Genomic DNA, 17,855 nt, shown 5'->3' with positions numbered 1-17,855 from the left:
AACCGTGGTGCGCAGACACTAGCCTGACGTCGTCCGATAGTCCCGTGCTAGTGACGCAGGAGGGAACCGGTCGTGTTCGATCCCCGGCCACTCGTAGACATCGCGACGGCCATCGGACGGGAAGCGGGCGCTCTTGTTCAGCGCATGCGCGCTTCCGCCGTCGTCTCGTTCGACACCAAGAGCACCTCGACGGACGTGGTCACCGCCGCGGACCGCGCCTCGGAACAACTCGTCCGGACGCGTCTGTCCGAGTTGCGGCCCGGCGAGCCCGTGCTCGGAGAAGAGGAGGGCGGCACGGTCGTCGAGGGCCTGACGTGGGTCGTCGACCCCATCGACGGCACCGTCAACTACCTCTACGGCATCCCCTGGTACTCGGTGTCGATCGCGGCGCAGCTCGACGGCGAGTCCGTCGCGGGCGCCGTGTTCGAACCGGCGACCGGCCGCATGTGGACCGCCGCGCGCGGGTACGGCTCGTTCCTCGACGGCGTCCCGCTGGGCGTGTCCGCGACGACCGACCTGTCGTTGTCATTGCTCGGCTACGGCTTCGCGTACCGGCCGGAGCGCCGGCAGCGGCAGGCCGACACGTGGGCGGGCATGGCCACGCGGGTGCGCGACCTCCGCCGGGCCGGCGCGGCGTCGCTCGACCTGTGCTCGGTGGCGTCCGGCCGGCTCGACGCGTACGCCGAGCACGGGCTCGGCCGCTGGGACTGGGCGGCCGGCGGGCTGATCGCCGCGGAGGCCGGTGCGGTCGTGCGGCTGCCGGGGTCGTCGCCCGAGCTGGGGGAGGACGCGACGTTCGCCGCCGCGCCCGGCATCGCCGACGCCATGTACGGCGCACTGGCGGAGTGCGGTTTCGGCAAGGTCTGAGGCTCGGATCAACGTTGATTCGACGTTGACGGCGGAATCAACGTTGACGGCCGAGTCGAGGTTGACGAATGAGTCGATGTTGACGGGGATGTTGACGCCGGTCCCGTCCAGTCAACGTTGATTCGCGGCCTGTCCAGTCAACATTGACAGCAACGTGACGCGGACATGCGAGAACGGCGTCGCCCCTGCACCAGGGGCGACGCCGTTCTCGCGAGAAAGTCGAGCCATTGGAAGCGGTTGCCCGCCTAGTTGAACGTCAGCACTTGAACGTCAGCACTTGAACGTCAGCAGGTGACTTCGCGCGCCCCGGCCAGGTTGTCCGCGTTGAGCGTCGGACGCGTGGCCGCGGCCACCTGCCCGCCCTGCTGATCCGGCTGCTGCGCCGCCCACTCGCTGAGCTGGTCGAGGACCTTGCGGGCGTTGCTGTTGGGCTTGACCTCGTCGAACTTCTTGCCGATCGCCACGTCGACGGTGGCGTCCTGGCGCTCGTCGCGCACGAGCTCCAGGCACGGCTCCAGCAGCGACAGGGTCCTGGCGGCCGAGGCGCCGGGCGCGCCGAAGCGCAGCTGGCCGCGGCAGGTCATGTCGCCCGCCGGGTAGACCGGGTCGTTGCCGGGCTCGGCCGCCTGCTTCAGGCCCAGCTCGGTGAACATCGTCGCGACGGCCTTGGCGTGGTTGCGCTGCGTCGAGGCGTTGACGACCTTGAAGTTCACGTCGCCGACCGGCACCGGATCGGTGCGGTCGAGCGCGTCGTGCTCGAGGACGGTGCCCAGCGCGGGCGGGGGCGCCGTCGGCGTCTCGCCCGCCACGGGGTCGGCCCCCGCCGGGGCGGTGGAGGACGCCGTCACGTTGCCGGGCGCGTTGCACTTGATGGCCGCGTCCACGTCGCTTGCGTTGCCGAGCACCTTCACCCACACGAACACGGAACTGACCAACAGCACCGCGAACAGGACGAGCGCGGGCACGGGCCGACGCCTCTTGTAAGGCGTCAAGCTCCCCGATGCGGATCCCACGTTCGAAGCCCTCCCCGTGATCCGTCCCCTGAGATCAGCCTAGGCCTTGCCCGGCTGCTGCGCGCCCTGACGGGCGTGACCCACTGCACCGGTCCCATTGCTCACAGTCAGGACGGTACCGGCCTGGCGTCAGGTTGCACGCCGAGACACATGTGCTCCCGCACAGCCTATCGGTCCAGCGTAGAAAGGTTGTGTCACCCGTCCGGTCGGTAAGGGGTAACCCGATGTCGAGCCACTCTGACAATGAGCTACCCTCTGCGCGCTCCGCACACATTTCGATCAAGCCGACGGTCGCGTCAAGGGGGTTGGCTTGCCCGCCGGGTGTGGGAGACCTACGTCACCTTGACGTGGGGCACAAAAGAGGTCGCTGGAGCGTTAACCAGCGACACGAACAGTCTCCGTAGACCGCAGGGGTGAAGAAGATGGCGACCGACTACGACGCGCCGCGTCGCAGCGAGGCGGACGAACTCGCTGAGGACTCCCTCGAGGAGTTGAAGGCCCGGCGGAACGAGACGCAGTCCGGCGTCGTCGACGTCGACGAGGACGCGAGCGCGGAGAACTTCGAGCTCCCGGGCGCCGACCTGTCCGGCGAGGAGCTCACGTTCAAGGTCCTGCCCAAGCAGGCCGACGAGTTCACGTGCTCGAAGTGCTTCCTGGTGCACCACCGCAGCAGGCTTGCCGAGGACAACGGCGGCACGTACATCTGCCGCGACTGCGCCTGATCCGCACGGCTTGATCCCACAGGCCTGAGTTCAGTCCGCCGAAGAAAAACTGGGCGCTCACCCTCACGGGTGGCGCCCAGTTGTGTTCTCTCAGGACTTGATCGCGGCGGCGAGCTCTTCCGGGCGCCGCGTGCTGATCACCCAGTAGGGGGTCGGGTCCTGCGGGTCGTCCACCCGCACCCGCACGAGCGGCTTGACCCAGCCCCGGTGCACGACGTACGCCGCCGGGTCGAGGTCGCGGCCCATGGTCCGGCGGCGGTCCTCGACGGGGATGATCTCGACCTCGCCGAGCAGCTCCAGCGGGATGTGCGCGTCGCCCGCGCGCAGCTCGCCGCCGGAGACCTCGACCTTCGTCGAGCCCAGCCGGACGATCAGCACGACCGTCAGCGGCAGCAGGATCACGTACGGCAGCCAGGACCGGACTCCGGGGAAGCCCATGTGCACCTCGGCGGCCAGCAGCGCGGCCGCGAGCAGCGGCAGCGGCCAGATCCACCACGTCACGTACAGGCGTTCGCGGAAGGTCGTAGTGGCGGTCACGGCAGTCTCACTCACGTCGTCAGGGTAATCTCGGCCGCCGTGTCCAGCGTCGAGGTGTTGCTGACCCGGCTCGATCCGGGGGTTCCCGTGCCCGCCTACGCCCGTCTCGGCGACGCGGGCGCCGATCTGGTCACCACGTCGGACGTGGTCATTCCACCAGGCGAGCGCGCCGTGGTCGGCACCGGTGTCGCGATCGCGCTCCCCGCCGGTTTCGCCGGGTTCGTGCACCCGCGTTCCGGACTGGCCGCGAAGGTCGGGTTGAGCGTGGTGAACACGCCCGGCACGATCGACTCGGGCTACCGCGGTGAGATCCGCGTTTGCCTCGTGAACCATGATCTTCGTGAGCCGATCGCGCTGTCACGCGGCGACCGGATCGCCCAGCTCGTCGTGCAACGCGTCGAGCACGCGGTGTTCCGCGAGGTCGCCGAGTTGCCGGAGACGGAACGCGGTGCGGGAGGCTATGGCTCGACCGGCGGGCACGTGGTGCTCGCCAGGATGAAGGCGGAGGGGTAGGGCAATGTTCGGAAGGCGCCGCAAGCGCGGTCGTCACTCCTCGGGCGCGGTCGACACCGGTCCGGAGCACGACGAGGACTTCGACGACGTCGAGGGCCCGTGGGACTCGACCGTGGCGCCTCAGGACGACGTGGATCGGCTCGACCTGGGCTCGGTGCTGCTGCCGATGCCGGAGGAGGCCCAGCTGCAGGTCGAGATGGACCAGCAGACGAACGCCGTGCGCGCGGTGCACGTCCTCACGCCGGTCGGTCAGCTGACGGTCAGCGCGTTCGCCGCGCCGAAGTCGGGCGACCTCTGGAAGGAGGTCGGTGCGGAGCTGATCGACGGCCTCAAGGAGGACGGCGCCCGCATCAACCGCGAGAACGGCGAGTGGGGCGAGGAGATCACCGCGCGCAACCAGGGCGTGAAGATCCTCTTCATCGGCGTCGACCGGCCGCGCTGGATGCTGCGCGGGGTCGCGGCCGGTCCCGAGGAGCACTTCGAGCAGAACGCCGAGGCGCTGCGCGAGATGCTGCGCGGAACGGTCGTCGTGCGCGGCGAGCAGCCGATGCCGCCCCGCACGCCGCTGCCGGTCGAGCTGCCGGAGGCCATCGCGCGCCACATCCAGCAGCAGCAGGGCTAACGCGCCTGTCGCCACGCCTGCACCGCACGCCCCAGCGCGTGCGGATAGGCGTCCAGCGTCGTCGTGACGAGCACGGCGCGGGGGAGGGCTTGTGCCCACGCGCGTGCGACCGCGATCGGGTGCACCGGGTCATCGGTGCACCCGACGATCCCCACCGGCACGTCGAGCGACCCGAGCTCGTCGAGCGTCGGTGCGAGCGACTCGGCGGCTTCCTCGAGGTGCGGCACGAGCTGCTCTCCGTAGCCGTGCCAGGCCCTCGTCAGCTCGTCGTGCAACCAGCCGGACGTGCCGGACAGCGCCGTCGCGAGCCCCTGGGTCCTGACGATCTCCGCGCTGGCCCTGGCCGCGAGCGCCGCCGGAGCCCCGTCCGGGGTGCCGGTCCAGGCCGGCAGGGCGAGGACGAGACCCGCGCAGCGGTCCGGGTTGGCCACCGCCCACCTCGCCGCGACGTGCGCGCCGAGTGAGACCCCGCCCACCACGATCGGGTGGCCTGCGGGGGCATTTTCGAGGGCCGTCAACCGTTCACGGAGTGTGCGAACGCGTGGTGCGTGGAGAACGGCACCTACCTGCGACAACGGCTCGGTGAACACGGATCGGACAAAAACCTCGTCTGAGGCGGTTCCGGGCAGCAGCAGGACGGTCTCGGCAGGCACGCCTGGGATTGTCGCCGCCTCTGCGTACCCTCACTGTCAGACGGCCCACACCACGGGGCCACCAGAGCACTGCGGGAGTCGGGGATGAGCGGCTATTGGCGCCGCTTGGTGCGTCGCTTGACCAGCGACGTCGCCGAGCTCGACGCGGACGACCTGTCGCGAAAAGCGGAGGCCGTCGGCGCGGTGAAGGCCTGCGACTGCAAGTCCGGTGAGGAGGTCACCGTCCTCGGAAGGCTCCGCAGCGTGGAGCTCTGCCCCCGGGACGCGGCCGCCACGCTGGAGGCCGAACTCTACGACGGCACCGAGGGCGTCACCCTCGTCTGGCTCGGCCGCCGTCGCATCGCGGGAATCGAGCCTGGTCGGACGATCAAGGTCCGTGGCCGCATCGCCGTGCGCAACGGGCGCAAGGTGCTCTACAACCCCTATTACGAGTTGCAGAACGCTTCATGACTTCAGCCAAGACCGAAGAAAAGCAGCCCACCGTCCTCGAGCAGATGGGCGGAGTGAGCGGAATGCTCTACTCCTCGTTGCCCGTGCTCGTCTTCGTGATCGTCAACTTCGCGACCAAGAACCTGATGGCCGCGATCATCAGCTCCCTCGCCGCCGCCGTCGTCATCGGCGCGGTCCTGGCCGTGCGCAAGGGAACCATCCAGCCCGCGATCTCCGCCGTCTTCGGCGTCGGCATCGCGGCCTTCATCGCCTACAAGACGGGCGAGGCCAAGGGTTTCTTCCTCTTCGGCATCTGGCAGAGCGTCGTGTACGGCAGCGCGTTCCTGCTGTCGATCGTCGTGCGCTGGCCCCTCGCCGGCGTCATCTGGACGTTCCTCAACGGCAGGGACCGCTCCTGGCGCGACGACAAGGCCTCGGTCCGCGACTACGACATCGCGACCTTCGTGTGGGCCCTGGTCTTCTTCGCGCGCTTCGTCGTCCAGCGCTGGCTCTACGACGAGGACCAGGTCGGCTGGCTCGCCGTCGCCCGCCTCGGCATGGGCTACCCGCTGATGGCCATCGCCCTGCTCGCCACGGTCTGGGCGGTCCGCCGCGCGGACAAGCGCCTCAAGGCGGCCGAGGAGGCAGCCGAGGCGGAGGCCAAGTCGCAGGCCGAGGTGGAGGGCGTGCTCGCGCGCACCGCCGACGACCTGATGACCCCGGACATGGACGAGCTCAAGCGCGTCGTCGACGCCGAGTCCCGCGACAAGTCCAGGGACTGAGCCCGGAAACGCCGATGCCCGGCAGGCCTGGCCTGCCGGGCATCCGCGTGAGAACCGTCAGTACCCCAGAGCCCTCTTGATGTCCTGCTCGACGGCGGCGGTCGTGACGAACAACAGCTCGTCCCCGCCCTCCAGGGTGTCGTCGGGCTGCGGCACGATGACCCGCCCGCCGCGCAGGATCGTCACCAGGGCGGCGTCACGCGGCAGCGTCAGCTCCGAGACCGCCCGGCCGGCGAACGGCGTCGACTCGTCGAGCGTGATCTCCACGAGGTTCGCCTGTCCCTGCCGCAACGTCATCAGCCGCACGACGTCACCGATCGTCACGGACTCCTCGACCATGGCGGCCAGCAGCCGTGGCGTCGACACGGCCACGTCGACGCCCCACGACTCGGTGAACAGCCATTCGTTCGTCGGGTCGTTCACGCGCGCGATGACGCGGCGCACCGCGAACTCCGTCTTGGCGAGGAGCGACACCACGAGGTTGACCTTGTCGTCCCCGGTCGCGGCGATCACCACGTCGCACAGCTGCATGCCGGCGTCCTCCAAAGAGGACAATTCGCACGCGTCGGCCTGCACCCACTCGGCCTGCTCGACGGAGTTCGGGTCGAAGTGCGCCCGGTCCCGCTCGATCAGCATGACCTGGTGCCCGTCCGAGACGAGCTCCTGCGCGATGGAACGGCCCACCGCTCCCGCGCCGGCGATGGCGACCCGCATCAGCTCTCCTCCGGTGCCTGCAGCGCCGCGGCCGCGACGTCGGTGATCGTGCCGGACAGCGCCGCCACGTAGATGGTGTCGTCGGCCTGCACGACCGTCGAGTGCTCCGGCAGCACACCCGTGCCGAAGCGCATCACGAACGCCACGCGCGCGCCGATCGCCTCCTCGAGCTCGCGGACGGGCCGTCCGACCCACTCCTCGGAGACCTCGATCGGCAGCACCGCCACGGTGCCGGACGGGTCGCGCCACGCGGTCGCCGCCCCTTCGGGCAACAGCATCCGGAGGAACCTGTCGGTGCTCCACGGCACCGTCGCCACGGTCGGGATGCCCAGGCGCTCGTACACGGCGGCGCGCTTGTGGTCGTAGATGCGCGCGACGACGTGCTCGACGCCGAACGTCTCGCGCGCGACCCGCGCCGAGATGATGTTCGAGTTGTCGCCGCTGGAGACCGCCGCGAACGCGCCCGCGCGCTCGACCCCGGCCTCGATCAGGACGTTGCGGTCGAAACCGTTGCCGACGACCTGCTGTCCGTGGAAGTCGCTGCCCAGCCTGCGGAACGACTGCGAATCCTTGTCGATCACGGCGACCTGGTGGTCGAGTCGCTCGAGGGCCCTGGCCAGGGAGGCTCCCACCCGGCCACACCCCATGATCACCACGTGCACGACATGCCTCCTCAGGCGAACTCTGCGCAGAACCTACCGAGCATTAGCCCGTCCCGGTGAGCGGACCCCTTACGCTCTGGCCGTGTCCAAGCTCGCCACCGCCGCCAAACGCCTCCTGGTCGGACGGCCGTTCCGCAGCGATCGCCTCGCTCACACCCTCCTGCCCAAACGCATCGCCTTGCCGGTCTTCGCCTCCGACGCCATGTCGTCGGTCGCGTACGCGCCCGAAGAGATCTTCCTGATGCTGTCCGTGGCCGGCCTGAGCGCCTACGCGATGGCGCCGTGGGTGGGTGTCGCGGTCGTCGTGGTCATGCTCACCGTGGTGGCCAGCTACCGGCAGAACGTGCACGCCTACCCGTCCGGAGGCGGTGACTACGAGGTCGCGACGGTCAACCTGGGCCGCAGAGCGGGGCTCACGGTGGCGAGCGCCCTGCTCGTCGACTACATCCTCACGGTCGCGGTGTCGATCTCGGCGGCGGCGGCGAACATCGGGTCCGCGATCCCGTTCGTCGCGACCCACAAGGCGGAGTTCGCGGTCGCGGCCATCGTGCTGCTGACGGCGGTGAACCTGCGCGGCATCCGCGAGTCCGGCAGCGCGTTCGCCGTCCCGGTCTACGCGTTCATGATCGGTGTCTTCGGCCTGATCGGCTACGGCCTGTTCCGCGGCTTCGTGATGGGCGACGAGATGCGGGCCGAGAGCTCCGGCCTCGAGATCCACGCCGAGTCCGACCACCTGATGGGGCTCGCGTTCGTGTTCCTCGTGCTGCGGGCGTTCTCGTCCGGTTGCGCCGCTTTGACCGGTGTCGAGGCCATCAGCAACGGCGTGCCCGCGTTCCGCAAGCCCAAGTCCCGCAACGCCGCCACGACGCTGCTGCTGATGGGCGGCATCTCGGTGGTCATGCTGATGGGCCTGATCGTCCTCGCCCAGCTGACCGACGTGCGGATGGCCGAGTTCCCCGACCAGCAGATCACCAACGCGCCCGAGGGCTACGAGCAGAAGACGATGGTCGCGCAGATCGCGCACGCCGTCTTCGACAACTTCCCGCCCGGCTTCTACTTCATCGCCGGTGTGACCGCGCTCATCCTCGTGCTCGCGGCGAACACGGCGTTCAACGGCTTCCCCGTGCTCGGCTCGATCCTCGCCCAGGACCGCTACCTGCCGCGCCAGTTGCACACCCGCGGCGACCGGCTCGCGTTCTCCAACGGCATCCTGTTCCTCGCGGGCTTCGCGGTCGTGCTGGTGATCGCGTTCGACGCCGAGGTGACCCGGCTGATCCAGCTCTACATCGTCGGTGTGTTCGTGTCGTTCACGCTGAGCCAGCTCGGCATGATCAAGCACTGGCAGCGGCTGCTCAAGACCGAGACCGACGCCCAGGCGCGCACCCGGATGCGGCGCTCGCAGGCCATCAACACGTTCGGCTTGGCGCTGACCGCGACCGTGCTGATCATCGTCCTGATCACCAAGTTCACCAAGGGCGCGTGGATCGCCATCGCCGCGATGGCCGCCATCTACGCGTTGATGACGGCGATCCGCAAGCACTACGACACCGTCGCCGAGGAGCTGCGCAAGCAGGAGCGCGTGCGCACGATGCCCGCGCGCAACCACTGCATGGTGCTGGTGTCCAAACTGCACATGCCCACGCTGCGGGCGTTGTCCTACGCGAAGGCCACGCGCCCGGACGTGCTGGAGGCCGTCACGGTCAACGTCGACGACGGCGACACCCGCAAGCTCGTCGCCGAGTGGGAGAAGGAGAACTTCAAGATCCCGCTCAAGGTCATCGAGTCGCCCTACCGGGAGATCACCAAGCCCGTTCTCGACTACGTCAAGCGCGTCAAGACGGACAACCCGCGCGACGTTGTTACGGTGTTCATCCCCGAGTACGTGGTCGGCCACTGGTGGGAGCAGCTCCTGCACAACCAGAGCGCGTTGCGGCTCAAGGGAAGGCTGCTGTTCCAGCCGGGTGTGATGGTGACCAGTGTTCCCTGGCAGCTCGAGTCGTCGGTGAAGGTCAAGGACAAGGACGTCATCGCGCCCGGCGCTGTCCGAAGGGGACTTGACGACCGATGAGCACCACCAAGGAAGACTGGACCGGACGCAAGTTCGAGGTAGAAGTAGGCCCTGTCGCGCACGGCGGGCATTTCGTCGCACGGCACGAGGGGCGCGTTCTGTTCGTGCGCCACGCACTGCCTGGCGAACGCGTCGTGGCGTCGGTGTACGAGGACAACGGCGGCTCGTTCTGCCGTGCGGACGCCATCGAGGTCCTGCAGCCGTCACCGGACCGCGTCGAGGCGCCCTGCCCGTTCAGCGGACCGGGGCTGTGCGGCGGCTGCGACTTCCAGCACGTCTCGTGGGACGCGCAACGGGAGCTCAAGGCCCAGGTGGTCCGCGAGCAGCTGAGCCGCCTGGCCAAGATCGAACGGGACGTCGTCGTCGAGGCGCTGCCGGGCGGCCCGCTGGAGTGGCGGACCCGGATCAGGATGGCCGTCGACCGCGACGGACGGCCGGGTTTCCGCGGTACCCGATCCCACGATGTGATCCCGGTCGACCACTGCGTGATCTCCCGGCCGGGCATGGTCGAGGCGGTGGCCGACCGGAAGTGGCGGGCCCAGGAGCTCACGATCGTCCAGGACGGTGACGGCAACCGTCATGTGGGTGAGGTGCGCGGCCGACACACCGTGCGACGCGCCGGGAGCGATACGGCCGTCGAGATCGCCGCCCTTCGAAAGTGGCGAATTTCGGCGGACGGCTTCTGGCAGGTCCACCCGGCGGCCGCGGACACGTTCGCGACCGTCGTGGGCGAGTGGGCGGCGGCCGAGCCGGGGCAACGCGCGTGGGACCTCTACGGCGGCGCCGGGCTCTTCGCGTCGGTGCTCGGCCGGCAGGTCGGCGAGACCGGGTCCGTGCTGGTCGTCGAGTCGTTTCCCGGTGCCGTGGAAGACGGCAGGCGCAACCTCCGGCGCATGTCCCAGGTCGAGTTCGTGGTGGACAAGGTGGAGCGCGCCGTGGGGCGCCGTCTGCCCGTGGAAGACCCTCATGTCGTCGTGCTGGACCCCCCTCGCAAGGGTGCGGGCAAGGTCGTTGTGGCTGAAGTCGCACGGCGCCGTCCGCAGCGGGTGGTCTACGTGGCCTGCGACCCCGCCGCACTGGCTCGCGACCTGGCCGAATTCACAGTTCAGGGGTACCGGCTCGCGGACCTGCGGGCGTTCGACGCGTTCCCGATGACGCACCACATGGAGTGCATCGCCCTGCTCGTACCTGAGACGAGCTGACCATGCGTCTCAGTCGCGTCTCCGTAGACTGAGCCGAAGTCTTCAGGAGTGAGGTGGGCGTGGTGACCCTGCTGGAGTCCGTGCACGGACCAGCTGATCTGAAACGGATGGACGAGGCGCAGCTGTCGCAGCTGTGCGAGGAGATCCGGCGTTTCCTGGTCGACAAGGTGTCCAAGACGGGCGGGCACCTGGGCCCCAACCTGGGCGTAGTCGAACTGACCCTGGCACTGCACCGGGTCTTCGACTCGCCGCAGGACCCGATCGTGTTCGACACCGGTCACCAGTCGTACGTGCACAAGATCGTCACGGGCCGCCGCGACGGCTTCGACAAGCTCCGCCAGCAGGGCGGCATGTCGGGCTACCCGTCGCGGTCGGAGTCCGAGCACGACGTGCAGGAGAGCTCGCACGCCTCGACGGCGCTGTCCTACGCGGACGGTCTGGCGAAGGCGAAGCAGATCAACGGCGCGCACGGCCACGTGGTCGCGGTCGTCGGTGACGGCGCGCTCACGGGCGGCATGTGCTGGGAGGCGCTGAACAACATCGCGGCGGACAAGAACCGCCCGGTCGTGATCGTGGTCAACGACAACGGCCGCTCCTACTCGCCGACGATCGGCGGTCTCGCCGACCACCTGTCGTCGCTGCGCCTGCGCCCCGGCTACGAGCGCGTGCTCGAGAAGGGCAAGAGCGTCCTCGAGCAGACGCCGATCTTCGGCAAGCCGCTCTACGCCGCCCTGCACGCCGCCAAGCGCGGCATCAAGGACGCCCTGGCGCCGCAGGCGATGTTCGAGGACCTCGGCCTCAAGTACATCGGCCCGGTCGACGGCCACGACATGGCGACGCTGGAGTCCGCTCTGCAGCGCGCGAAGTCGTTCGGCGGCCCGGTGATCGTGCACGCCGTGACCCGCAAGGGCATGGGGTTCGCGCCGGCCGAGAACCACGAGGCCGACCAGATGCACGCCACCGGCGTCATCGACCCGATCACCGGCGAGGACCTGAAGCCGTCCAGCCGCACCTGGACGCACGTGTTCTCCGACTCGCTGGTCGACATCGGCCGCGAGCGCTCCGACGTCGTGGCGATCACCGCCGCGATGCAGGGCCCGACCGGCCTGGACGCGTTCGCCAAGGCGTTCCCGGAGAGGTTCTTCGACGTCGGCATCGCCGAGCAGCACGCGCTGACCTCCGCCGCCGGTCTCGCCATCGGTGGACTGCACCCGGTCGTCGCCGTCTACGCGACGTTCCTGAACAGGGCGTTCGACCAGCTGCTGATGGACGTCGCGCTGCACAGGCAGGGCGTCACGGTCGTGCTCGACCGCGCGGGCGTCACCGGCCCGGACGGCGCGTCGCACCACGGCATGTGGGACATGTCGATCCTCGGCGTCATCCCCGGCGTGCACGTGGCGGCGCCGCGGGACGCGGGCACGCTGACGGAGGAGCTGCGCGAGGCCGTGGAGATCGCGGACGCGCCGACGGTGATCCGCTACCCGAAGGCCTCGGTCGGCCCGGACCTGCCCGCGCTGGAGCGCGTGGGGTCCGTGGACGTCCTCCGGCAGTCGGGCAACGACGTGCTGCTGGTGACGGTCGGCGCGTTGGGCGAGCTCGGACTCGAAGCCGCGCAACGGCTGGAGGACCAGGGCATCGGCGTGACGGTCGTCGACCCGCGGTGGATCTACCCGATGTCGTCCGACCTCGTGGAGATGGCCGCGTCGCACAAGCTCGTTGTGACCGTCGAGGACGGTGGCCGGCACGGTGGCTTCGGGTCGTCGTTCGCCGCCGCCCTGCGCGACGCCGACGTCGACGTGCCGTTGCGCGACATCGCCCTGCCGCAGGAGTTCCACGACCACGGCTCGCGTGGCGAGGTGCTCGCGCTGTGCGGCATCACCGCGCAGGACGTGGCGCGCCGCGTGACGGAGTGGGCCGCTCGCCTCGAGTGCCTGCCCGTCGAAATCGACGCGCCCGCGGAGAAGTAGTTCGGCTAACCTCCACCACGCGCCGCCTTCCGCGGCCCGGCAGGCCTTCCTCGCCGGGTTCCGCAATCGGGGCGGCGCGTGGCGCTGTAGAAGCACCAGGTTCAAATCCTGAACGCCGAGACCCCGGTCGCACACGGGGGCCGTGAGCTCTGCGAGTCCCTTGTGGACTCCCGTTCGCGGCCTCGCCGGCCGGGGTCTCGGTCAACCTGGACGGAGGTGGAGACGATGAAGCACACGCTGTACCCGTGGGAGCGGGCGGTCAGGTTCGATCGGGGAGTGCTGGTGGGCGAGGTGGAGCCCGGCGAGCACAAGTTCCCGCGGCACGTCGTCCTGCACCGCGTCGACCTCCGGGCGCGCTCGCTCACCCCGGCGGCACAGGACGTGCCGACCGCCGACGGCGTGCTGGTCCGTGTGACCGTGGTCGTCCGTTGGGCCGTGTCGTCCGCGACGGCGTTCGTGGTCGCATCCGCCGGTCCCGAGGCCGAGCTCTACACGGCCGTGCAGCTCGCACTGCGCGGTGCGGTGATCACGCGCGTGCACTCCGCCGTTGATCCCGAGCGTGAGGCCATCGCCGCCGAAGTGCTGGCTGCTGTGGCTCTCCGAGCCGCTGAGCTGGGCATCTCGGTCTCCGAGGTGGCCGTGCGCGATGTCGTCATGCCCGGCGAACTGCGCCGAGCGGCACTGGCGGAGCTCGTGGCGGCGTCCGAGGGACGTGCGGCGCTGGAGCGTGCACGCGGGGAGACTGCGGCGCTGCGTTCGTTGCTCAACGCGGCCCGGCTCGCCGAGGAGCACCCCGCCTTGCTGGAGCTGCGCGCATTGCAGGCCGCGTCCACGGTCGTGGTGGAGCGACCTAAGCGAGCTTGACGGGCAGGGCGTCCAGCCTGCTGCCCATGATCCCGCCCGGTGAGCTCTGCGACAGCGGTGCCGTCACGCGGGCGTCGGGGTAGAGGGCGCGGAACGCCTCGGCCAGTGCCTCGAGCTCGAGCTGGGCCAGCTGGGCGCCGATGCAGAAGTGCGGACCGAAACCGAACACGAGGTCCGGCACGCGGGTCAGGTCGACGAGCACGGGCGAGCCACCGGGGAGCTCGGTGCCCGCGATCTCCACCTCGGTGGTCGTGAAGCGCCACAACGTGAACGGTGCCGGGGGATGCGCGCGCAGCGTCTCCCGGACCAGTTCGTCCGCCGTCTCGTCGCTGCCGATCAGCCGCGCGACGAGGAAGCCCGCCGCCAGGTCGGTGGTGAGCTGGCCCGCGAACAGGATCGTGAAGATCTGGTAGTGCAGGTCCTGTTCCGTGCTGCCCTCCGGCATGCGCAGCTCGGCGGTCGCCTGCGAGGCCAGGCGCGCGAAACTCCCCATGGCCGCGGGGACGTTGGCCGGGTAGTCGACGTGCATCAGCCGGCACGCCTCGATCGCGAGATCGACTTCGCGCTCCGGGATGCCCAGCAGCTCGCAGAGGACGGCCAGCGGGTACCTGGTCGTGAAGTCGTCGATCAGGTCGACCTCGGCGGGCAACGCGCTGAGCAGGTTCTCGGCGATGGCGCGGACGCGCGGGTGGTAGGCGCGCATCTTGGCGGCGCTGAACAGCGGTGCGAACGCCTTGCGCAACCGCGCGTGCGGTTCACCGTCCAGCGTGGTGAGCGACATCTGCTCGGCCGCGGTGGGCTCGAGGCCGGCGGTCCGCGCGTTCCAGTGTCCCGGCGCGAGAGCGGGGTCCTTGGCGAAACGGCTGTCCGCCAGGACGGTTCGGGCGAGGTCGGTGTCGGTGACGATCCAGACGGGGTGGTCGTACATCGAGATTCGCTGCATCACGCAGTGAATGTATCACGCAATTGCTGCGTGACGCAGCGACTGCGTGGTGCAAGTAGACTAGCGGGCCATGACGGAAGAGGTCCTGCGAGCCATCGCCCGGTGGCAGATCCCGGTCATCCAGTTCAACGGCATGCTCGCCGAGCAGCTCGGGATGACGTGGACGGATCTCCAGGCGCTGTACGTCCTCGCGAACTCGGGACCGGCGTCGCCCGGTGAGCTGGCCCGCCGGGTCAACCTGACCAGCGGCTCGGCCTCGCGGATGATCGAACGCCTCGTCCAGGCCGGGTTCGTGCGCCGCGTGCCGGACCCGCACGACCGCCGCAAGGTCGTCATCGAACCGGACCCGGACGCGGTGCGCCGCGTGGGTGGCCTCTACGACTCGCTGAACGAACGCCACCGCGCCGACCTGGCCGGATTCGACGAGACCGAACAGGCCGTGATCCTGCGTTTCCTCTCCTCAGCGGCCGAGCGGACCGAGGAGGAGATCCGACAGCGCGCGTGAAGGTGTCGTTAAGCGGCTTCTCAGGTGCGTGTGGCACCTTGGACGCGTGCGGATTCTGGTAGTCGAGGACGAGGCACCTCTGGCAGACGCGATCGCTCGTGGCCTGAGGCGTGAGGGCATGGCCGTGGACGTCGCCTACGACGGCGAGACCGGGCACGAGAAGTCGACCGTCACGCGGTACGACGTCGTGGTGCTCGACCGCGACCTCCCGGGGATGTCCGGCGACGAGCTGTGCAAGGAGATCCTCAGCTCCGGCGCGCTCACCAGGGTCATGATGCTCACGGCGAGCGGGTCGATCGAGGACCGCGTCTCCGGGCTGTCACTCGGCGCGGACGACTACCTCGCGAAGCCGTTCGCGTTCCCCGAGCTCGTCGCGCGCGTGCGGGCGCTGGCCCGGCGCGCCACGCCGGCGACACCGCCCGTGCTGTCCGCGCAGGACGTCGAGCTGGACCCGGCGCGCCGCACGGTGGCCCGCGGCGGGCAGCCGGTCGAGCTGACGCGCAAGGAGTTCGGCGTCCTCGAGGTGCTGCTCGCGGCCAAGGGGTCGGTCGTCAGCAGCGAGGAACTGCTCGAGCGCGTGTGGGACGAGAACGCCGATCCGTTCACCACGACCGTGCGCGTCACCGTGATGACGTTGCGCAAGAAGCTGGGCGAACCGGGCATCATCGACACCGTCGTGGGCTCGGGCTACCGGGTCCCGAGTGCTTCGAACGGATCCGCTGAAGACTGATCTCGGAGACTGACCTATGCGGAGGCGCGGACCAGGGCTTCGCCTTCGGATCACGCTCCTGACCACCGCGCTCGTCGCGGTGGTCGGCGCTGTCCTGCTGTTCCTCGGGTGGACGCTGGTCGGGCGGGTCTTCGACTCGTCGCCGTCGTTCCCCTCCGACAGCCAGGTGACGGTCGACGGTGTCACCGTCACCGTGAAGACGCTGACCGACGCCCTGACGGCGGCGGCTCGGCAGGACCTGCTGCGCGCGGGCCTCATCGCGTTCGCGTGCATGGTGGTGGCCGCCGCCGTACTGGCGTGGACGTTCACCGGCCGTGTGCTGAAACCTCTGCACGACGTCACGGGTGCCGCGCGCAAGTTGTCGGCCGAGTCGCTCGGGTCGCGGTTGCGCCTGGAAGGACCCCGTGACGAGGTCGCGGAGCTCGCGGACACGTTCGACACGATGCTCGACCGGCTCGAGGCGGCGTTCGACTCGCAGCGCCGGTTCGTGGCGAACGCATCGCACGAACTGCGCACTCCTCTCTCGGTGGTGCGCACGGAACTGGACGTGACGCTGTCCGACCCGGATGCCGACGTGGAAGAGCTGCGCCGCATGGCCGGCGTCGTGCGGGCGGCGGGCGAGCGCGCCGAACAGTTGGTGTCCGCGCTGCTGCTGCTCGCGCGCACGGACGGGATCGGCCTCGCCGTCCGTGAGCCGGTCGACCTGTCCGCTGTGGTCGAGTCCGCGTGGAGGGCCGCACGCGCCGAGGCTGAGGCACGCAACCTGCGCACGGTGTTCCGGTGCGCTCCGGCTCTCGCGGTCGGCGACCCCGCCTTGCTGGAGCGCATCGCCGGCAACCTGCTGGAGAACGCCGTCCGCCACAACCACGTCGGCGGGTGGATCGAGACCGTGGTGGAGACGGGGCCGCAGTGGTCGGTCCTGCGGGTGTCGTCGTCCGGGCCGGTGATCCCGCCGGATCGCGTGGAGGAGCTGTTCGAGCCGTTCCGCCGCGGGGTCAAGGACCGGACGAGCCAGTCGGGCACGGGTCTCGGGCTGTCGATCGTGCGTGCCGCGGTGGCCGCGCACGGCGGGTTTGCGCAGGCAGTGGCCGTGCCGACCGGTGGCCTGTCGGTCACCGTGCACCTGCCGAGCGCACCCCGCTGACGGCGAATGCGAGATTCTTCGCGTGGCCCCGGTCACACTGTGCGTCGATCTTGGCGGGTTTGGGCCGTCTGCGTGGCGTCTGACCTGCGGTTACTCCGTGCGGGACCCCCGATTTGGATCTCGCAGGGCGCCCGTGTAAATTTCTCTCTGCCAGCGCGGAACGGGCCGGGAAACAGACCGGAACGGAGCGCGGCGAAAGACTTCTAAGCCTGACACAGCCCCGGAAGTGACTCTCCTCGGAGATGAGCTGCGGTGAGCGCGTGTTCTTTGAGAACTCAACAGCGTGCCGAAACACAGCCAGTAATATGAATACCCCTCGTCGGGGTATTCCTTTGAGATGCAAGACCAGATTGCCAGACATATTCCGTCTGGAGCGATCACAACGATCCTTATTGGAGAGTTTGATCCTGGCTCAGGACGAACGCTGGCGGCGTGCTTAACACATGCAAGTCGAGCGGTAAGGCCCTTCGGGGTACACGAGCGGCGAACGGGTGAGTAACACGTGGGTAACCTGCCCTGTACTCTGGGATAAGCCTTGGAAACGAGGTCTAATACCGGATACGACCACTGAATGCATGTTCGGTGGTGGAAAGTTCCGGCGGTATGGGATGGACCCGCGGCCTATCAGCTTGTTGGTGGGGTAATGGCCTACCAAGGCGACGACGGGTAGCCGGCCTGAGAGGGTGACCGGCCACACTGGGACTGAGACACGGCCCAGACTCCTACGGGAGGCAGCAGTGGGGAATATTGCACAATGGGCGAAAGCCTGATGCAGCGACGCCGCGTGAGGGATGACGGCCTTCGGGTTGTAAACCTCTTTCAGCAGGGACGAAGCGCAAGTGACGGTACCTGCAGAAGAAGCACCGGCTAACTACGTGCCAGCAGCCGCGGTAATACGTAGGGTGCGAGCGTTGTCCG

Annotated in this window: 19 protein-coding genes and 1 rRNA gene; 14 read left to right on the top strand and 6 right to left on the bottom strand. The window is 69.3% G+C overall.

Features of this window, described 5'->3' with window-relative positions:
* Positions 1-72 precede the first annotated feature (72 nt).
* Positions 73-867: an inositol monophosphatase family protein gene (locus tag BMY74_RS36225; protein WP_089923960.1), complete on the top strand. Its 795-nt coding sequence runs from the start codon at positions 73-75 to the stop codon at positions 865-867.
* A gap of 284 nt (positions 868-1,151) precedes the next feature.
* Here BMY74_RS36225 and cei read toward each other — a convergent pair whose 3' ends face one another.
* Entirely contained in the window at positions 1,152-1,880 is a 729-nt protein-coding gene (cei, locus tag BMY74_RS36220; RefSeq protein ID WP_281245031.1) for an envelope integrity protein Cei, read from the bottom strand.
* Positions 1,881-2,302: 422 nt separating this feature from the next.
* On the opposite strand from cei, the gene BMY74_RS36215 reads away from it, so the two are divergent.
* Positions 2,303-2,602 (top strand): DUF4193 domain-containing protein, encoded by a 300-nt coding sequence (locus BMY74_RS36215; protein ID WP_030474775.1) that lies wholly within the window; start codon positions 2,303-2,305, stop codon positions 2,600-2,602.
* 90 nt (positions 2,603-2,692) lie between these two features.
* Here the strand turns inward: BMY74_RS36215 and BMY74_RS36210 are convergent, their stop codons facing one another.
* Positions 2,693-3,154 carry a DUF3093 domain-containing protein gene (locus BMY74_RS36210; protein WP_245786547.1) on the bottom strand — a complete coding sequence of 154 codons (462 nt, stop codon included), beginning with the start codon at positions 3,152-3,154 and terminating at the stop codon, positions 2,693-2,695.
* Positions 3,155-3,178: 24 nt separating this feature from the next.
* Between BMY74_RS36210 and dut the strand changes: the two genes are divergently transcribed.
* Together dut and BMY74_RS36200 are read left to right on the top strand one after the other, a co-directional pair.
* Positions 3,179-3,652: a dUTP diphosphatase gene (gene dut / locus BMY74_RS36205; protein ID WP_089923950.1), complete on the top strand. Its 474-nt coding sequence runs from the start codon at positions 3,179-3,181 to the stop codon at positions 3,650-3,652.
* Between the two features lie 4 nt (positions 3,653-3,656).
* The gene (locus tag BMY74_RS36200) at positions 3,657-4,274 is read left to right on the top strand and encodes a DUF3710 domain-containing protein (protein ID WP_089923947.1); all 618 of its coding nucleotides are present in this window, start codon (positions 3,657-3,659) and stop codon (positions 4,272-4,274) included.
* Here the strand turns inward: BMY74_RS36200 and BMY74_RS36195 are convergent.
* Complete coding sequence (locus BMY74_RS36195; RefSeq protein WP_245786546.1) at positions 4,271-4,792, bottom strand: alpha/beta fold hydrolase; 522 nt, start codon at positions 4,790-4,792, stop codon at positions 4,271-4,273. The two genes, BMY74_RS36200 and BMY74_RS36195, sit on opposite strands and share 4 nt — an antisense overlap.
* 219 nt (positions 4,793-5,011) lie before the next feature.
* Between BMY74_RS36195 and BMY74_RS36190 the strand changes: the two genes are divergently transcribed.
* Complete coding sequence (locus BMY74_RS36190) at positions 5,012-5,377, top strand: OB-fold nucleic acid binding domain-containing protein (RefSeq protein WP_089923941.1); 366 nt, start codon at positions 5,012-5,014, stop codon at positions 5,375-5,377.
* Positions 5,374-6,138, top strand: coding sequence for a DUF3159 domain-containing protein (locus tag BMY74_RS36185; RefSeq protein ID WP_089923938.1), 765 nt, complete (start codon positions 5,374-5,376; stop codon positions 6,136-6,138). Before BMY74_RS36190 ends, BMY74_RS36185 begins: the two co-directional genes overlap by 4 nt.
* A gap of 57 nt (positions 6,139-6,195) precedes the next feature.
* Here BMY74_RS36185 and BMY74_RS36180 read toward each other — a convergent pair whose 3' ends face one another.
* Together BMY74_RS36180 and BMY74_RS36175 are read right to left on the bottom strand one after the other, a co-directional pair.
* Entirely contained in the window at positions 6,196-6,852 is a 657-nt protein-coding gene (locus tag BMY74_RS36180) for a potassium channel family protein (protein WP_089923935.1), read from the bottom strand.
* Positions 6,852-7,514 carry a potassium channel family protein gene (locus BMY74_RS36175; protein WP_089923932.1) on the bottom strand — a complete coding sequence of 221 codons (663 nt, stop codon included), beginning with the start codon at positions 7,512-7,514 and terminating at the stop codon, positions 6,852-6,854. The genes BMY74_RS36180 and BMY74_RS36175 overlap by 1 nt, the downstream gene beginning before the upstream one ends.
* Before the next feature lie 82 nt (positions 7,515-7,596).
* On the opposite strand from BMY74_RS36175, the gene BMY74_RS36170 reads away from it, so the two are divergent.
* From BMY74_RS36170 to BMY74_RS36155, 4 genes are all read left to right on the top strand, one after another.
* Positions 7,597-9,582 (top strand): APC family permease, encoded by a 1,986-nt coding sequence (locus tag BMY74_RS36170; protein WP_089923928.1) that lies wholly within the window; start codon positions 7,597-7,599, stop codon positions 9,580-9,582.
* Entirely contained in the window at positions 9,579-10,784 is a 1,206-nt protein-coding gene (locus tag BMY74_RS36165) for a class I SAM-dependent RNA methyltransferase (RefSeq protein ID WP_089923925.1), read from the top strand. Before BMY74_RS36170 ends, BMY74_RS36165 begins: the two co-directional genes overlap by 4 nt.
* Before the next feature lie 62 nt (positions 10,785-10,846).
* On the top strand, positions 10,847-12,751 hold the full coding sequence (gene dxs / locus BMY74_RS36160; protein WP_089924370.1) for a 1-deoxy-D-xylulose-5-phosphate synthase: 1,905 nt from the start codon (positions 10,847-10,849) through the stop codon (positions 12,749-12,751).
* A gap of 225 nt (positions 12,752-12,976) precedes the next feature.
* Entirely contained in the window at positions 12,977-13,615 is a 639-nt protein-coding gene (locus BMY74_RS36155; RefSeq protein WP_089924367.1) for an SPFH domain-containing protein, read from the top strand.
* Here BMY74_RS36155 and BMY74_RS36150 read toward each other — a convergent pair.
* The gene (locus BMY74_RS36150; protein WP_089923922.1) at positions 13,602-14,558 is read right to left on the bottom strand and encodes a cytochrome P450 family protein; all 957 of its coding nucleotides are present in this window, start codon (positions 14,556-14,558) and stop codon (positions 13,602-13,604) included. The genes BMY74_RS36155 and BMY74_RS36150 overlap by 14 nt on opposite strands.
* Before the next feature lie 70 nt (positions 14,559-14,628).
* Here BMY74_RS36150 and BMY74_RS36145 point away from each other — a divergent pair, with 70 nt between their 5' ends.
* The 4 genes from BMY74_RS36145 to BMY74_RS36130 all read left to right on the top strand — a co-directional run.
* A complete protein-coding gene (locus BMY74_RS36145) occupies positions 14,629-15,063 on the top strand; it encodes a MarR family winged helix-turn-helix transcriptional regulator (protein ID WP_089923918.1) in 435 nt (144 codons plus the stop codon).
* A gap of 46 nt (positions 15,064-15,109) precedes the next feature.
* Positions 15,110-15,793 (top strand): response regulator transcription factor, encoded by a 684-nt coding sequence (locus tag BMY74_RS36140; RefSeq protein ID WP_089923915.1) that lies wholly within the window; start codon positions 15,110-15,112, stop codon positions 15,791-15,793.
* A 16-nt stretch (positions 15,794-15,809) separates the two neighbouring features.
* On the top strand, positions 15,810-16,937 hold the full coding sequence (locus BMY74_RS36135) for a sensor histidine kinase (protein ID WP_089923911.1): 1,128 nt from the start codon (positions 15,810-15,812) through the stop codon (positions 16,935-16,937).
* Between the two features lie 389 nt (positions 16,938-17,326).
* Positions 17,327-17,855: ribosomal RNA gene (locus BMY74_RS36130) — 16S ribosomal RNA — on the top strand; the annotation flags it as partial.

The sequence above is a fragment of the Lentzea albida genome, from assembly GCF_900111005.1.
Lineage (GTDB): Bacteria > Actinomycetota > Actinomycetes > Mycobacteriales > Pseudonocardiaceae > Lentzea > Lentzea albida.
This window is presented reverse-complemented; position numbering and strand designations above follow the sequence as displayed.

Bases quoted from the DNA above. Each gene is read 5' to 3' on its own strand.
- BMY74_RS36215 (WP_030474775.1), top strand. From the start codon at position 2,303: ATGGCGACCGACTACGACGCGCCGCGTCGCAGCGAGGCGGACGAACTC.
- BMY74_RS36200 (WP_089923947.1), top strand. From the start codon at position 3,657: ATGTTCGGAAGGCGCCGCAAGCGCGGTCGTCACTCCTCGGGCGCGGTC.
- BMY74_RS36190 (WP_089923941.1), top strand. From the start codon at position 5,012: ATGAGCGGCTATTGGCGCCGCTTGGTGCGTCGCTTGACCAGCGACGTC.
- BMY74_RS36185 (WP_089923938.1), top strand. From the start codon at position 5,374: ATGACTTCAGCCAAGACCGAAGAAAAGCAGCCCACCGTCCTCGAGCAG.
- BMY74_RS36180 (WP_089923935.1), bottom strand. From the start codon at position 6,852: ATGCGGGTCGCCATCGCCGGCGCGGGAGCGGTGGGCCGTTCCATCGCG.
- BMY74_RS36165 (WP_089923925.1), top strand. From the start codon at position 9,579: ATGAGCACCACCAAGGAAGACTGGACCGGACGCAAGTTCGAGGTAGAA.
- BMY74_RS36155 (WP_089924367.1), top strand. From the start codon at position 12,977: ATGAAGCACACGCTGTACCCGTGGGAGCGGGCGGTCAGGTTCGATCGG.
- BMY74_RS36150 (WP_089923922.1), bottom strand. From the start codon at position 14,558: ATGCAGCGAATCTCGATGTACGACCACCCCGTCTGGATCGTCACCGAC.
- BMY74_RS36145 (WP_089923918.1), top strand. From the start codon at position 14,629: ATGACGGAAGAGGTCCTGCGAGCCATCGCCCGGTGGCAGATCCCGGTC.
- BMY74_RS36135 (WP_089923911.1), top strand. From the start codon at position 15,810: ATGCGGAGGCGCGGACCAGGGCTTCGCCTTCGGATCACGCTCCTGACC.